General features: G+C 73.1%; 14 protein-coding genes. 5 read left to right on the top strand and 9 right to left on the bottom strand.

Annotated features, from left to right (window positions below; translation table 11 throughout):
- Positions 1–54 precede the first annotated feature (54 nt).
- The 3 genes from ACFVHI_RS27980 (at position 55) to ACFVHI_RS27970 (ending at position 3,985) form a co-directional block, all read left to right on the top strand.
- Complete coding sequence (locus tag ACFVHI_RS27980; RefSeq protein ID WP_380343909.1) at positions 55–1,632, top strand: N,N-dimethylformamidase beta subunit family domain-containing protein; 1,578 nt, start codon at positions 55–57, stop codon at positions 1,630–1,632.
- A 270-nt stretch (positions 1,633–1,902) separates the two neighbouring features.
- On the top strand, positions 1,903–2,643 hold the full coding sequence (locus tag ACFVHI_RS27975; protein ID WP_063350695.1) for a polyprenol monophosphomannose synthase: 741 nt from the start codon (positions 1,903–1,905) through the stop codon (positions 2,641–2,643).
- Between the two features lie 106 nt (positions 2,644–2,749).
- On the top strand, positions 2,750–3,985 hold the full coding sequence (locus ACFVHI_RS27970; RefSeq protein ID WP_063350694.1) for an aromatic acid exporter family protein: 1,236 nt from the start codon (positions 2,750–2,752) through the stop codon (positions 3,983–3,985).
- A 39-nt stretch (positions 3,986–4,024) separates the two neighbouring features.
- Here the strand turns inward: ACFVHI_RS27970 and ACFVHI_RS27965 are convergent, their stop codons facing one another.
- The 6 genes from ACFVHI_RS27965 to ACFVHI_RS27940 form a co-directional block, all read right to left on the bottom strand.
- The gene (locus ACFVHI_RS27965; protein ID WP_063350693.1) at positions 4,025–4,474 is read right to left on the bottom strand and encodes an SRPBCC family protein; all 450 of its coding nucleotides are present in this window, start codon (positions 4,472–4,474) and stop codon (positions 4,025–4,027) included.
- Positions 4,475–4,478: 4 nt separating this feature from the next.
- Positions 4,479–4,952: a VOC family protein gene (locus ACFVHI_RS27960; protein ID WP_380343904.1), complete on the bottom strand. Its 474-nt coding sequence runs from the start codon at positions 4,950–4,952 to the stop codon at positions 4,479–4,481.
- A gap of 97 nt (positions 4,953–5,049) precedes the next feature.
- Entirely contained in the window at positions 5,050–7,041 is a 1,992-nt protein-coding gene (locus tag ACFVHI_RS27955) for a phosphocholine-specific phospholipase C (RefSeq protein ID WP_063350691.1), read from the bottom strand.
- Positions 7,042–7,055: 14 nt separating this feature from the next.
- Entirely contained in the window at positions 7,056–8,489 is a 1,434-nt protein-coding gene (locus ACFVHI_RS27950) for an endonuclease/exonuclease/phosphatase family protein (protein ID WP_380343901.1), read from the bottom strand.
- 349 nt (positions 8,490–8,838) lie between these two features.
- The gene (locus ACFVHI_RS27945; protein ID WP_063350689.1) at positions 8,839–9,105 is read right to left on the bottom strand and encodes a metal-sensitive transcriptional regulator; all 267 of its coding nucleotides are present in this window, start codon (positions 9,103–9,105) and stop codon (positions 8,839–8,841) included.
- Positions 9,106–9,263: 158 nt separating this feature from the next.
- A complete protein-coding gene (locus ACFVHI_RS27940; protein ID WP_063350688.1) occupies positions 9,264–9,611 on the bottom strand; it encodes a PRC-barrel domain-containing protein in 348 nt (115 codons plus the stop codon).
- Between the two features lie 244 nt (positions 9,612–9,855).
- Between ACFVHI_RS27940 and ACFVHI_RS27935 the strand changes: the two genes are divergently transcribed.
- Together ACFVHI_RS27935 and ACFVHI_RS27930 are read left to right on the top strand one after the other, a co-directional pair.
- Entirely contained in the window at positions 9,856–10,686 is an 831-nt protein-coding gene (locus tag ACFVHI_RS27935; RefSeq protein ID WP_380343898.1) for an SAM-dependent methyltransferase, read from the top strand.
- 377 nt (positions 10,687–11,063) lie between these two features.
- Complete coding sequence (locus ACFVHI_RS27930; RefSeq protein WP_063350686.1) at positions 11,064–11,789, top strand: DUF4097 family beta strand repeat-containing protein; 726 nt, start codon at positions 11,064–11,066, stop codon at positions 11,787–11,789.
- A gap of 104 nt (positions 11,790–11,893) precedes the next feature.
- Here the strand turns inward: ACFVHI_RS27930 and ACFVHI_RS27925 are convergent, their stop codons facing one another.
- The 3 genes from ACFVHI_RS27925 to ACFVHI_RS27915 all read right to left on the bottom strand — a co-directional run bounded on the left by ACFVHI_RS27925 (position 11,894) and on the right by ACFVHI_RS27915 (position 14,767).
- Positions 11,894–12,544: a hypothetical protein gene (locus tag ACFVHI_RS27925; RefSeq protein WP_244293555.1), complete on the bottom strand. Its 651-nt coding sequence runs from the start codon at positions 12,542–12,544 to the stop codon at positions 11,894–11,896.
- 208 nt (positions 12,545–12,752) lie between these two features.
- A complete protein-coding gene (locus ACFVHI_RS27920) occupies positions 12,753–13,427 on the bottom strand; it encodes a response regulator transcription factor (protein ID WP_363374720.1) in 675 nt (224 codons plus the stop codon).
- Entirely contained in the window at positions 13,424–14,767 is a 1,344-nt protein-coding gene (locus tag ACFVHI_RS27915) for a sensor histidine kinase (protein WP_063350684.1), read from the bottom strand. Before ACFVHI_RS27915 ends, ACFVHI_RS27920 begins: the two co-directional genes overlap by 4 nt.
- Positions 14,768–15,100: the final 333 nt, after the last annotated feature.

Below are 15,100 nucleotides of genomic sequence, written 5' to 3'. Positions count from 1 at the left end.
CGCGATCGACCGATGTGTGCAGGTTTGCCGAGGACGGACACCAGGGAGGCAGCGGTGGCGGAACCGAGTCGGCGGGGGATTCTGGGCCTGGGCCTGCTGGCGGCGGCCACCGCCTCCTGCGGCACCCGCCACCCGGACCCCGCCCCGCACTCCTCGTCCGACGGCCCTGCCCCGCGCCCCTCCGCCGACGACCCCGCCCCGACCGCTGACGCCCAGCACGTGGACGTCCCGCCGGAGCAGTCCCTTCCCGGCGCGCCCGACTGGGAGATCACCAACCCCGGCCCCGCCGACGCCATCGAGGGCTTCGCCGACCGGGTCAGCGTGCTGCCCGGTGAGCAGTTCGGCCTGCACGTCTCCACCCCGGCCGCCGCCTTCACCGTCTCCGCCTACCGCACCGGCTGGTACGACGGCGCCCGCGCCCGCCTGGTCTGGCGCCGCGAGCACGTCCCGGGCGGCCGGCAGCCCGCCCCGCGCGTGGACCCCGCGACCAGGACCGTGCTGACCGGCTGGCAGCGCACCCTCGCCGTGGACACCACCGACTGGCCCGAGGGCGCCTACCTGCTGCGCCTGGACGCCGAGGACGGCTCCGGCCAGCGCTACGTCCCGCTCACCGTCCGCTCCGCCGCCACCGCCGGGCGGACGGTGGTGATGAGCGCCCCCGCCACCTGGCAGGCGTACAACGGGTGGGGCGGGTACAGCCTCTACAACGGCCCCACCGGCGGTCTGGCCACCCGCTCGCTGCGGGTGGTCTTCGACCGGCCCTACGACTACGACCACGGCGCCGGGCTGTTCCTGGTGTACGAGGCGCCACTGGTCGCGCTCGCCGAACGGCTCGGGCTGCCGCTCGCCTACACCACCGGGATCGACGTGGCCCGCGAGCCCGGGCTGCTGCACGGCGCGAGCGCCGTCCTCTCGCTCGGCCACGACGAGTACTGGTCCCCCGAGCAGCGCGCCCAGGTGGTCGCGGCCCGGGACGCCGGCACCAACCTGGCGGTCCTGGGCGCCAATTGCTGCTTCCGCCGGGTCCGCTTCGAGCCCTCGGAGCTGGGCCCGGACCGGACGGTGGTCTGCTACAAGGACGCGTGGGCGCAGGACCCGGGGCACCAGGCCGGCGCCCCGGCGACCACCGACTTCCGGGCCGGCCCGGGCGCCGACCCGGAGAGCTCGATGCTCGGCGTGATCTACGACGGCTACCCGGTGGACGCCCCGTACGTGGTCGGCTCGCCGGAGCACTGGGCGTTCGAGGGCACCGGCGTGGCCGCCGGGGCGTCGTTCCCGCACCTGGTCGGCGTCGAGTACGACCGGGTGGACACCGCCTTCCCCACCCCGCGTCCGATCGAGGTGATCGCGCACTCCCCCGTGGTCTGCGAGGGCCGCCGCTCGCACTCCGACACCGCGTACTACACCGTGCCGGGCGGCGCCGGGGTGTTCGCCTCCGGGACGATGCGCTGGGTGGAGGCCCTGGACGCGCACGGGCCCGGGGGCGGCAGCGCCGACCACGGGATCGACGCCCGGGCCGGGGACCTGGTCCGCCGGGTCACCGAGAACGTCCTGCGCACCTTCGCCGCCGGCCCGGCCGGCCTGGCCCACCCGGCCCGGGACAACCTCGCGACCGTCTACGGCGGGGCGTAGCCCGCCGGGAGCTGCGAGGGACCGTCTGCGAGGGGCCGTCGAAGAAATTTCCCGGAACGACGGATCGGGGCGGTGACGCGGCGCCCCGGGCACGCATCGCGGTCGAACGGATTTCCGGGCCGTGGCCGGCCGTGCCCAGCCCGTCACCCGGGGCGAGGAACCGTCCGCCGCACCGATACACTCGCACGGTCTCATCCACCGCAGGTCGTCAAGGACAACCGTCCGGCGTGGCACGGGTGCCGGCCGGAAAGGGCACGAGGGAAACAGAACATGGTCGAGGCCTCCCCGAAGGTCGTTGTCGTCGTCCCCACGTACAACGAACGGGAGAACCTTCCGGTCCTCGCGGGTCTTCTCGCGGACCTCCCGGTACCGGGCCTGCACCTGCTGGTGGTCGACGACAACTCGCCGGACGGCACCGGCGAGATCGCCGACAAGCTCGCCGCGGAGTCCGGCGGCACCGTGGGCGTGCTGCACCGCACCGAGAAGGACGGCCTCGGCCGCGCCTACCTGGCCGGCATGGCCCGGGCCCTGGACGAGGACGCCGACGTCGTGGTCCAGATGGACGCCGACCTCTCGCACCCGGCCTCGGCGATACCCGCGATGGTCCAGGCCCTGCTGGCCGACGACACCGCCGTGGTGCTCGGCTCCCGCTACGTGCCCGGCGGTTCGACCGCCGCGGAGTGGCCCTGGCACCGCAAGGCCCTGTCGGCCTGGGCCAACCTCTACGTCAACACCATCCTCGGCCTGGGCGTCCGGGACGCCACCGCCGGTTTCAAGGCCTGGCGGGCGAGCACCCTGCGGGCGATCGACCTGCCGACCGTGCAGAGCAGCGGGTACTCGTTCCAGGTCGAGATGAACTACCGGGTCGTCCAGCGCGGCCTGACGATCCGCGAGGTGCCGATCCGCTTCGAGGAGCGGATCGAGGGCGCGTCGAAGATGAGCATCGGGGTGCAGGTCGAGTCGGCGCTGGCGCCCTGGAAGCTGCGGCTGAACCGTCAGGACCCGCGGTAGGCCGTGGCTCGCCGGATGTTCTGTCCCGTGACCCGGGCCCGGGCATACGGGTGCCGGTCGGGCGGCTCGGCGGTGTGAAGGGCTGCCACAGGGAAAGAAGGGCGACATGGCCCTTCTCCCGGAGTCCCTCACGGCCCTGATCCGCCGCGGTGCCCGAGAACCCTTCGTCGTCCAGACCGTACGGGCCACCGTGGCCGCCACCCTCGCCTTCGCGGTGGCCACCCGGCTCAGCAACGAGCCGGCCCCGCTGACGGCCCCGCTCACCGCGCTGCTGGTGGTGCAGGTCACCGTCTACTCGACGCTCAAGACCAGCATCCGCCGGGTCAACTCGGTGGTGGTCGGCGTGCTGATCGCGACCGGTTTCAGCGCCGTGGTGGGGCTCTCCTGGTGGAGCCTCGGGCTGATCATCCTGGCCTCGCTGGTCGTCGGCCGGTTCGTCCGGGTCGAGGAGTTCGTCCAGGAGGTCGCGATCAGCGCCATGCTGATCCTCGGCGTCAGCGGGCTCGCCTCGCAGGCCTGGGACCGGGTGCTGGAGACGCTGATCGGCGCCGCCGTCGGCCTGCTGTTCAACCTGCTGTTCGCCCCGCCGGTCTGGGTGGACACCGCCGGGGAGTCGATCGAGGACCTCGCCCGGCGGGCCCGGCAGCTGCTGCTGGACATCGCCGAGCAGCTGGGCCGTCCGACCCCGGTCGCCCGGGCCGCCGAGCAGCTGCACGAGGCCCGCCGGCTCGACCACGCCATCGCCGACGTGGACGTGGCACTGCGCCAGGCGGAGGACAGCCTGCGGCTCAATCCGCGGATCAACGACGGGCTGCTGTCCCGGCTGGTGCTGCGCACCGGGCTGGACACCCTGGAGATCTGCGTGGTGGTGATCCGGGTGCTGGCCCGCTCGCTGACCGACCTGGCCAAGCGGCGCGCGCCCGGCGAGCGGCTGTTCCCGCCGGACGTCGCGGTGGGCCTGGAGGAACTGCTGGCGCACGTCGGCGGGGCCATGGTCAGCTTCGCGGTGCTGGTCACCACCCAGGTGAGCCGCAGCGCCGAGGAGGCGGAGCGGCGGCTGACCGCCGAGCTGGCCGCGGCCTGGACCTGCCGGGAGAACGTCGCCCAGGTGCTGCTGCAGAAGGTGCGGGAGCACCCGGAGGCGTGGCAGTTGCACGGTTCGATACTGGCCGAGGTGGACCGGATCCTGGACGAACTGGACCTGGAGCACCGCAGCCGGCGGCTGATGGAGGAGCTGGACCGGGCCTCGGTGGCGAGCCGGGAGCGGTTCTCGCGGTTCGCCGGGCTGCGCCGGTTCGTCCGGGGCGAGCGGGCGCGCCCGGCGGTGCGGGCCGGGCGCTGACCCTGCGTCGGACTCCGGGGGGTCGGGGGCTCAGGGGGCTCAGGGCATCGACCAGGGTTCCTGCGGGAGCGGGTGGCCGGTCTCCAGGTAGGTCTTCAGGTTGGACAGCACCGCCGACCAGCCCTGCTCGACGTCCGCCCGCTCGGCCTCGTCGGCCAGCTGGTCGTGGGTGACGGTGAGCCGGGTGAGGTCGTGCCAGCCCCGGAGCTCGAAGGTGACCCGGGAGGGACCGCCCGGGCGTCGTTCCCCGGGCCCCGCCCAGGTGGTGACCAGCCGGTGCGGGCGGTCGACGGCCTCGACGACGCCGATCACGTCGGCCGTCCCGGAGCCGTCGGCCCGCTGGTGCTCCCAGGCCGCGCCGGGCAGCCAGGTGGAGACGTTGCGGTGGCCCCAGTAGAGGCCGGACTCGTCGGCGTTGGTGAGGGCGTGCCAGACCCGCTCGGGGGTGGCGCGCAGGTAGAGGGTGCTGCGGAAGGCGGGCGCGGCCATCGCGTCACCCCCTGGCCGCGTCGAGCAGCGGCTGGACCTCGATCTTCTGCATCCGCATCATCGTCGCCATCACCCGGCCTGCCTTGGCCCGGTCCTCGTCGGCGATCAGGTCGAGCAGGACGCGCGGGGTGATCTGCCAGGAGAGGCCGAAGCGGTCCTTGAGCCAGCCGCACGGGCCCGCCTGGCCGCCGTCGGCGGTGAGCTCGGCCCAGAGCTCGTCGACCTCCTGCTGATCCTCGCATTCCACCTGCAGCGACATGGCCTCGGTGAAGTGGAACTCGGGGCCGCCGTTGAGGGCCGCGTACTCCCGCCCGGCGAGTTCGAAGGCGACGGTCATGACCGAGCCGGCTCCGCCGGGGCCGGTCTCGGGGTAGCGGGTGACCTGCGTGATGCGGGAGTTGGGGAAGAGGGAGGTGTAGAAGGTGGCGGCCGCTTCGGCCTGGTCGTCGAACCAGAGGAAGGTGGTGATCTTCTGCATGCGCCCGACGGTAGCCCCGGGCCCCGCCCGGACGGCCGAGCCACGGCCGGGGGTCACCGGTTCGGCGCCCCCGGCCCGCGGCCCGCCCGCTACCGGGTCAGTGCACCCAGCCCGCGTAGCGCTGCACGAAGCGCAGGCCGGTGTGGGCGGTGACGACGACGTCGTAGCGGCCCTGCTTGTCCAGCGGCCAGGACAGGTTCACCTGCTGCCCGGGCTTGACCCGGACGGTCTGCGCGGTGCCGGCGAAGTCGTTGGGGGCGGCGGTGAAGGAGACGTCGGTCATGCCGTCGTTGGCCACCTGCAAGGTGAGCCGCACGCTGCCGTGCAGGTCGGCGGTGACGATCGGCACGCCGATGTCGTTCTGGCCGTCCTGCCCGTCCCGGACCACGGTGCCGGCGAAGCGGCGGACGAAGCCGTCCGGGCCGTGGACGGTGAAGTCGTAGCGGCCGTTGGTGGTGGCGGCGTCCCAGACGTACCGGGCGGTGGCGCCGGGGGCGACGGTGTACGGGGTGCCCGCGAAGGGCAGCGCGATGTTCGGGTAGACGGTGTACGGGAAGGCCACCGAACCGTCGTTGCTCATCGTGCAGGTGACCTTGCCGGTCTTGCGGTCCACCTCCACGTCGGCCCACGGCTGGTAGGGCAGCGGGCGGTGCGGGCGCTCGCCGCGCTCCTGGACGGGCATCGACTGGGCTCCGACCGCCGGGAGGGCGACGCCGGGCAGCTTGGTGCCCGCGTCGGCCCTGGCCATCAGGGCGGTGGTGTCGGGCAGCGCCGGGACGGACGGGTTCGGCGCGGCGAAGTCGAAGCAGCTGGTGAGGTCGCCGCAGACGGACCGGCGCCAGGCCGAGATGTTCGGCTCGGCGACGCCCGTGACCAGCTCCATGAAGCGCAGCACGGAAGTGTGGTCGAAGACCTGGGAGTTGACCCAACCGCCGCGCGACCAGGGCGAGACGACCCACAGCGGGACACGGTTGCCGAGGCCGATGGCGCGGCCCTGGGTGAACTCCTCGGGAGTGCCGGGCTCGGGGGTGGGCGGGACCATGTGGTCGAAGTAGCCGTCGTTCTCGTCGTACATGACCAGGAAGACGGTGTGCTCCCACACCGCCGGGTTGGACATCAGCGACTGGAGGGCCTGGTTGACCCAGTGCGCCCCGTACGCCGGGCCGGCCTCCGGGTGCTCGGAGAAGAGATAGGGGGCGACCAGCCAGGAGATGGTCGGCAGGGTGCCGTCCTTGCAGTGGCGGTCGAAGGCGGCCGGGTCGAACTTGGTCATCGCGTTGATGTAACGCGGGTCGGTGGGCGGGAAGTTGTGGAACTGCTTGAAGTAGGAGAGGGCGTTGTCGTCGTAGTCGCCGGTGCGGTCGTCCTTGCTGGGGTTGTGGTAAACCCGCCAGCTGACGCCGGCCTGCTCCAGGCGCTCGGCGTAGGTGGTCCAGTCGGCGACGGGGTTGTCGGTGACCGGGGTGTTGTCGATCCAGGGCCCGGTGGTGCCGTCGCGGCCGGGGCCGGAGGTGCCCGTCCAGAGGTAGAGCCGGTTGGGGTCGGTCGGGCCGGCGAGGGAGGTGAAGTAGGCGTCGCAGAGGGTGAACGCGTCGGCCAGGGCGTACTGGTAGGGGATGTCGTCCCGGGTGAAGTAGCCCATGGTGCGCTCGCCCTTGGCGGCGATCCACTTGTTCATCGCACCGTTGTTGATCGCCTGGTGGCCGGTCGCCCAGTCGTGGGGCAGGCCGCCGGCGTTCTGCGCGTTGTACTTCGAGGTGTCCATCCGGTACGGCAGCATGGCTCCGCCGTCGCTGCGGCGGCTGTCCGGCTGGCGGAACACGTCGGCGCCGTCCGGGAATTGGAGCGCCTGCTTGTCGCCGAAGCCGCGGACGCCGCTGAGCGTGCCGAAGTAGTGGTCGAAGCTGCGGTTCTCCTGCATCAGCACGACGACGTGCTTGACGTCCTTGATGGTGCCCGTCAGCCGCTCGGAGGCGGCAGGGGCGGCGGCGGGGGCGGCCTCGGCGGGGGCGGCACCCAATCCGGTCAGGGCGGTGGCGCCGACGGCCGCGGTGGCGCCGACGAAGGTGCGGCGGGAGAGCTCGGACATCACGAACTGGCCTCTCAGAGCTGGAAAGTGGCGACGGCGGCGGCGGTGTCGGAGGGCCACTCGTTGGCGGCGGTGTTCGGCTCGGGCTGCGGCCAGTCGGCGACCAGGGTGTGTGCCTCGACCAGCTTCAGCGGGCCGGCGTACTGGACGTAGTCGATGCGGTCCTGCGGCTCGGGCTTGGCGCCGCGCTGCTTGCGGGTGGGCGACCAGGTCGCGCCCGGGAACTTGACCGGGTCGCGGTGCTCCTCGCGGAAGGTGTCGGTCAGCCCCGCGCCCTGAAGGGCCACGCCGACGGGCCAGTTGAGCACCCCGACGCCGCCGTGCGCGGCGGCGGTGGCGGCCGTCCAGTCCAGGTGGGACGGCGAGGAGAGGGCGCCGGCGAGCACCACCGGAGTGTGCCGGGCGATGTCCGCGCGCACCGCTGCGGCCAGGGCCTTGGCCTGCTTCACGCGGAGCGAGGCGGTCTCGGCCGCCTCCGTCTGGGCGGCCGTCCGACCGTCCTGGAGCGCGTACGGGCCGTAGCCGGCCTCGTCGAGGTGCGCGGCCCAGAACCGGACGGCCCGGCCACCGGGGAGCTGCACGGTGGCCCCGGCGGCGGGCAGGTCGGCGGTCGGCGGGGTGACGTCGGCGAGCGGGTAGCGGCTCAGGATGCCGACGCTGCCGGGGCTCTGGTAGGCGTACCAGCCGAGCGCGTCGGCCAGGGTCTTCGCCCGCTCACCAGCGGTCTCCTGGAGGGCGAGCACGTCCAGGCCCTGGGTGAGGACGACGCGCAGCTGCTTCTCCAGGGCGTCGGTGTACCCGGCGCCGGCGTCGTGCAGGTTCCAGCTGGCGGCCTTGAGGCGCGGCGGCGCGGCGGGGTCGACCACGGGGATGAGGACGGTGACGGTGTCGACGGCACCCGCGCTGTCCTTGACGCCGACGACGGCCACCTCGGGGCTCTTGCCCGCCGCGGGCGCGGTGCCGGTGAGCGTGCCGGCGGCGGTGACGTTCAGCCAGGACGGCCCGCTGACCTTGCGGAAGGCGGCGCTCCCCGCCGGGTTGCCGGCCGGGCGGGACCAGAGGCCGCCGAGCTTGACGGAGACCGCCGCGCCGGGGGCGACGGGTGCGGTGGTGAGGGCGTCCACGGCGCTGTGCGGGCGGACGACGGCCGGCTTGGCGCGGAAGCTGAACGGGGCCGTCTGGGCGAGGACGCCGTAGCCGTCCTTGGCGAGCAGGTAGGCGGTGTACGGGCCGCCGGTCAGCGCGGAGGTGTCGAGCTGGAGGTCGCCGGAGGTGCCCGGGACGTACTTCCAGACGAGGGAGCTGCCGTTGCCGGGCTGGCGGCCGCCGTCGTACACGCCGACCCAGTTCTTGGCGTCGGGGGCGTCGGTCGTCCAGTGGAAGGTGAGCCGGTCGCCTTCGGTGGGGTTGGCGGAGGAGGTGAGGGTCAGGGCGCTGCCTGCGGCCACGGTTGTCCTGTCCGCCGCCCGGGGCCCGGTCCGCCGGGGGTCGGCGCCGGGTCCGCGCGCGGCTGGTCACGGAGGCTGGGGAGGGAGGGCCCGGCAGTTGGCTGTACAACTGCGGGCGGCCCTCATTCATCCGAAAGTCAGCGACCGGGACGTGAACGGCGCGTGACGGCCCATCGGGCGGTTCGGGAACTCCGTGGCGGGCGGCGGGAATCCTCGGCGGAAACACCGGAAGCGCTGGGAGGGCCGGAAGCGCCGGGAGGGCCGCGACGGGATCCGTCGCGACCCTCCTGCACTGCTGCGCTGCTGCGCCTCTGTGCCTCTTGGCTTCTGCGCTCCTCGGCTTCCTGACTTATGCCAGGGCGAGGAACAGCTTCTCCAGCTCGGCCTCGCTCATCGGCGGGGTGTCCTCGTCGGAGACGGCCATGCACTGGCGCATGCCGCTGGCCACGATCTTGAACCCGGCCCGGTCCAGGGCGCGCGAGACCGCCGCGAGCTGGGTGACCACGTCCTTGCAGTCACGGCCCGCCTCGATCATCGCGATCACCCCGGCCAACTGGCCCTGGGCACGGCGCAGCCGGTTCAGGACCGCGCCGACCGACTCCTCGTCCACCTGCATGTCCGGGCCGCCTTTCGCATCGACTGTCGACTGACAACTGTACCCGGCGGGGTATCCATTCCCGGGCGGGGCGATGCGGGCGAGGGGCGCTGGGGCCTTCGGCGGTTCAGCGGCGGTGCTCAGCGGCTTTGGTCAGCGGCTTTGGTCAGCGGCTGTGCTCAGCGGCGGGCGAGGCGGCGCTCGCCGCCGGCGCCGGTCTCGTACGGGAGCCCGTAGTGCGCGAACACGGCCGGTTCCTCCTCGGCGGGCAGGACGTCGTCGGTGCCGATCGACGGCGCCTGCTTGACCTGGTTCTTCGGGAACGCCACCCGGACGTAGTCCGGCCCGACCACCGCCCCGTCGAGCGGGACGAACACCAGGCGGCGCTTGGTCACCAGGCCGACCGTGACGGTGGCGAAGAACGGCTGGTCGGTGGCCGTCTCCACGTAGACGGACTCCAGCGAGCCGATGCGGTGGCTCTTCTCGTCGACCACGACGTGGCCGCGCCATTCGCGGATGTCTGCCATAGCGATCACCACGGCGTCGGACCTCCCGTTCCCCGGCCTTTCCGCTTCCGTCGTCCGGCGACGGTTCGCCGCCGGGACCTCCCATCCTGCGCCGGGACGACCGGGGGCGCGCGATGGGCGACGAAAACGGACATACAGGGGTGACCCGACCAACCGCCACCAGGGCCGTGACCTGGGCTTTAGGCTGTCCGCCGAGGGAGTTGCAAGCAGATCATCCGATCGTCAACAGACGGAGGCAACGGCCGTGGGACACGACGACCTGTGGGAGTCCGGCGAGGCCGGAACCCCGGCCGACCTACGGCCCGACATCCCGCACCCGGCCCGGATGTACGACTACTACCTCGGCGGGAAGGACAACTTCCCCGCCGACCGGGCCGCCGCCGAGAAGGCGCTCGCCGCCAATCCGGAGTTCCGCTCCACCGCGCGGGCCAACCGGGGCTTCCTCACCCGCGCGGTGCGCTGCGTCGCCGACCTCGGCATCGACCAGTTCCTCGACATCGGCACCGGCATCCCCACCGCCGGCAACACCCATGAGATCGCCCAGGCCGCCAATCCCGGGGCGCAGGTCGCCTACGTCGACAACGACCCGATCGTGCTCAGCCACGCCCGCGCCCTGATGTCCGGCACGGGCCCGGGGCGGACCGCCGTCCTCCAGGCCGACCTGCGCGAGCCGTCCGCCGTACTCGCCGCCGTCGAGGCCGCGGGGCTCCTCGACCTCTCCCGACCGGTCGGCCTCGTCCTGGCCGCCGTCCTGCACTTCCTGCGCGACGAGGACAAGCCGTACCAGGCGGTCGACACGCTGATGGACGCGCTCCCCTCCGGCAGCCACCTCGTCCTCTCGCACGGCACTGCCGACTTCATCCCCGCCGAGGTCCGCGACCGCGTCACCGGCATCTACGACAAGGCCACCGCCCCCCTCGTCGGCCGCACCCGCGACGAGGTCCGCACCTTCTTCGACGGCCTCGACCTCCTCGACCCCGGCATCACCACCGTCCCCCTCTGGCGCCCCGACACCGCCCCCGCCCCCGGCGCCGACCGCGTCAGCATCTACGGCGCGGTGGGTCGCAAGCCCTGACGGCGCCCCGGGGCAAATATACCGACCGGTCTACAGATTCCCTCCCGCCCGGGAGAGCGCCGGGCTCGCTTCCGCACAGGAAGTCGGCGGGTCCGACTTCCTGTGCGGAAAACGGCTCCGCGACCGCCCCCGGAAAATATGTAGGCCGGTCTACAGATTTCTCTCCGGGGCGACGGCAGGGGCACGGGTGGGCCCAGGTGGGCACGGGTGAGGGTGGGGGGAGCGGCGCCGGGGGGCTGGCTGGAGTCGCTTTAGGGGGGTTAATACCACCGACCGGGGCCACCACGTGCGGTTACTGTCGTCGGGACGGCTCCGGACGGGGGCGGTCATCAGGGGCTATCGCGCAACAAGCAGCGCAGGACACATGGGGGACGAACATGGGCAGGTACCACCGTTTCGCGGGGGCTCTCGTGGTCGCCGGGGTCTCCGCCGGGGTGCTCAGCGCCTGCAACCCGATCGGGACCAACTTCACCGACGACGCCACCGTCACGGACAAGATCACCGGCATCCGGCTGGACAGCGACGCCGGGGAGGTGACCGTGCGCGGCAAGGCCGGCGCCACCCAGGCCGCCGTCCACCGCAACATCACGTACCGGAGCGGCAAGCCGGGCGCGAGCACCCGGGTGGACGGCGGCGTGCTGGTGCTCGGCGGCTGCGGACGCAACTGCTCGGTGGACTACACCGTCGAGCTGCCGCCGGGGCTGCCGATCACCGGGGGGACGTCGGCGGGCGGGATCAAGCTCACCCAGGTCGGCGACGTCTCGGTGCACACCAGCTCCGGCGACATCACGCTCGACGACGTGGCCGGGCCGGTCGACGTGCGCACCGACAACGGCGAGATCAAGGGCACTTCGCTCAAGGGTGACCGGGTCAGCGCCAAGACCGACAACGGCGGGATCAAGCTCACCCCCGGCAAGGCCCAGAACATCACGGCGAAGACCTCCAACGGCGAGATCAACGTGACCGTGCCGACCGCCTCGTACCACGTCACCGCCTCGACCGACCTGGGCGAGAAGCACATCGGCGTCCAGAACGACCCGAACGGCCAGTACAAGCTGGACCTCGGGACGAACATCGGCGAGATCACCGTCAAGACGGGCTGACCGACCCGGTCGACGGGGCCGCCAACGGGACGCCGTGACGGCCGAGTTCGGCCCCCAGTGCGGTCGCCCGGCCCCGCCGGTGGGCCTGGCGGGGCCGGGGCCGGTCAGAGACCGACCTGGACCTCGGCGCGGTGCCGGATGTACTCGTCGGGGTGCGCCCTCGCGATGGCCACCGCAGCCTCCACCAGGGCGTGCAGCCGCGACGGGTAGGCACGCGGCACGAGGGGCAGCCCGGGGAGGATGCAGCGCCGCACGTCCAGGTCCTCGTTGGCGACGAACTCCCGTAGCGCGGCCTCGTACCAGGCGTCCCGCACGGTCGACCCCTCGTCGGCGGCGGCCGTGCCGCGGCCGTCCCCGACCGACAGGGACGTCCAGTACCAGGCCCGGGCGGCGCCGGCGCGCTCGGTGTCGGTGCCGGTGTGCAGGTAGCCGAGCAGGGTCAGCCGGACCCGGCGCTGGCCGAAAGCGAGCAGGGCCGGCTCGACGAAGCGCCGGTTGAAGCTCGGGTTGGGGTCGTAGATCGCCGCTTCCAGCAGTGCCTCGAAGTACTCCTCGGGCAGGTCGGTACGCCCGGAAAGCGCCTTGTGGACCTCCCACCGGGCCGCGCTCGGGAAGTCCGCCCCGTGCGCGGCCTCAGCCCCGAGCAGGCGGAGCAAACGCGTCAACCGCAGGTCGAACTCCTGCGATCCGTCCGCCGTGCGCCCGGGCAACGGCTGGAGAATCCGCACCTCGCCTGCCGTGTCCTTCGTTTCCACGAACACCCTCCTCATCCTGAGTCATCGGCAGACTACTCGCTGATACACCAGTTCGGAGGTCGTTTTCGGGCAGGCTGGAATTCAGATCACCGACATATGGCCGGAGTTTGACGGTCGCTCAGCCCTGCTACCGGCGCAAACCAGGCGAGTTGGACGGACGGGACGACGCGCGGGCCGACGGATGAGCCGACGGGCGGGCCTTCGCCGGTCAGGCCGGACGGCCCGGCGGGACCAGGCCGGACTGGTAGGCGATCGCGACGAGTTGGGCCCGGTCCCGGGCGTCCAGCTTGGCCATCGCCCGGTGGACGTGGGTGCGGACGGTGAACGGGCTGACGAACATCCGCTCGGCGATCTCCTCGTTGGTGAGCCCGGTGGCGGCCATCGACATCACCTCGCGCTCGCGCGCGGTGAGCACGGACAGCCGCTCGGAGGTGCCGCCGGCCGCCGGATCGGGCTGGGCGAGGAGCTGGTCGATGACGGCCCGGGTGGCGGCGGGCGAGAGCAGGGCGTCCCCGGCGGCGACGGTGCGGACGGCCGCGAGCAGCTCCGCCGGGTCCGCCCCCTTGCCGAGGAAGCCGCCGGCGCCGGCCCGCAGTGCCTGGGCCACGTACTCGTCGATCTCGAAGGTGGTGAGGATCAGCACCCGGGTGCCGGCCAGCTCCTCGTCGCCGCAGATGGCGGCCGTCGCACCGAGGCCGTCGGCGCCGGGCATGCGGATGTCCATCAGGACGATGTCGGGGCGGGTGGCGCGGGCGAGTTCGACGGCCTGGTGGCCGTCGGCGGCCTCGCCGACCACCTCCATGTCGTCCTCGGCGTCGATCAGCACCCGGAACGCACCGCGCAGCAGCGCCTGGTCGTCCGCGAGCAGTACCCGGATGGTCATGCGTGGTCCTTGTCTACTCGAACGGCACGGTCTTCCCGGCCGGCACGGTCTACTCGAACGGCGCGGTCTTCCCGGCCCGCACGGTCCGCCCGTACGGCGCTGTCACCGCGACCGGCACAGCCACCGCGACCGGCGCTGTCGTCCCGGGCGCCGGTGCGCAGCGGAAGTTCGGCGGTGACCAGGAAGCCGCCGTCGGGTCGGCTGTCGGCGGTGAGGCGGCCGCCGACCGCGCCGGCCCGTTCGCGCATGCCGATCAGTCCGAAGCCGCCCTCGCCGGGGGCCGGGTGGGGCAGCAGGGCCTGCCGGGGGCGGGCGCTGGTCGGCGGGCGGCCGTTGGCGACGCTGACGGCGACCCGGCTGCCGCTGTAGGCGAGGGTGATCTCGGCGCCGGCGCCCTGGGCGTGCTTGGCGACGTTGGTCAGGGACTCCTGGACGATCCGGTAGGCGGTGAGGTCCACGCCGGGCGAGAGCGCGCGGGCCTCGCCCTCGACGGTGAGCCGCACCGGCAGGCCGGTGCGTTCGAAGGCGTTGATCAGCTCGGGGAGCCGGTCGAGGCCGGGGGCCGGTTCGAGCGGGGCGGGCTCCTCGGCGCGGCGCAGCAGGCCGACGGTGGCGCGCAGTTCCTGGAGCGCGGAGCCGGTGGCGTCGGTGATGTGGCTGAGCACCTCGCGGGCCTGGGTGGGGTGGCGGTCCATGAGGTAGACGGCGATGCCGGCCTGGGCGTTGGCGAGGGCGATGTGGTGGGCGACGACGTCGTGCAGATCGCGGGCGATCCGGATCCGCTCGTCGGCGACCCGGCGGCGGGCCTCCTCCTCGCGGGTGCGTTCGGCGCGTTCGGCGCGTTCCTCGATGGCGGCGAGGTGGGCGCGGCGGTTGCGGATGGAGTCGCCGAGGGCGCCGGGCAGCAGGGCCCAGGCGAGGACGCCGAGCCGTTGGCCGATCGGGCCGCCGCCGTCGCCGATCAGCGAGGTGCCGGTGAGCAGGACGGCGGAGGCGATCGAGGCGCGCAGGGCGGTGGCGCGGTCGGTGCGGACGGCGAGGAAGTAGAGGGCGAGCAGCAGCGGGGTGGCCAGCCCGGGGGTGAGGCGGGGGGTGGTGAGGATGAGGGCCATCGTGCAGATCAGCGTGATGACGACCACGGTCCGCGGGTGCCGTCGGTGGGCGAACACGGTGACGGCGGAGGCCAGCGCGATGGTGGCGCTGAGCGGCCTGAAGGAGATGACGTGGCCGGTCTGGTCGACGGTGACGCCGAGGCCGGTCATCGCGATCAGCACGGCGCCGCCGACGGCGTCGAGCAGCCGGGGATGGTCGCGGCGCAGCCGCTGCCAGGTGTCGCTCATCGTGGTGCTCTCCGGGTCGGGGGTGCCCTGGCGGCACCCTCGCCGGGTTCTGCCAGTTCGTGCCGAACCGCGCCCTGCCGGGCGGGGTGGGCCGGGTCGGGGGCCGCCGTGTGCGTGGCGGACCCCGACAGCAACGGTAACGGTAGGGATCGAACCATTGTCCGGGCCGGGGCCCGCCCCGTGGATCGGGACGGGCCCCGGCTGGTCCGCAGGGGGGTCGACGGGGGCTTGAAGACACGCCCTAGTACTGCAACGGTGCTTACCGTGACGGTTGTCGGGTTAGCTCGTTGAGCTGTTCATGGATGGGGACATATCCGAGGTCGATGCTCGTCG

It is taken from the genome of Kitasatospora sp. NPDC127121 (assembly GCF_042677305.1).
GTDB lineage: Bacteria > Actinomycetota > Actinomycetes > Streptomycetales > Streptomycetaceae > Kitasatospora.
Note: the sequence above shows the minus strand (reverse complement) of the source record. Positions and strands in the feature narration are given on the sequence as shown.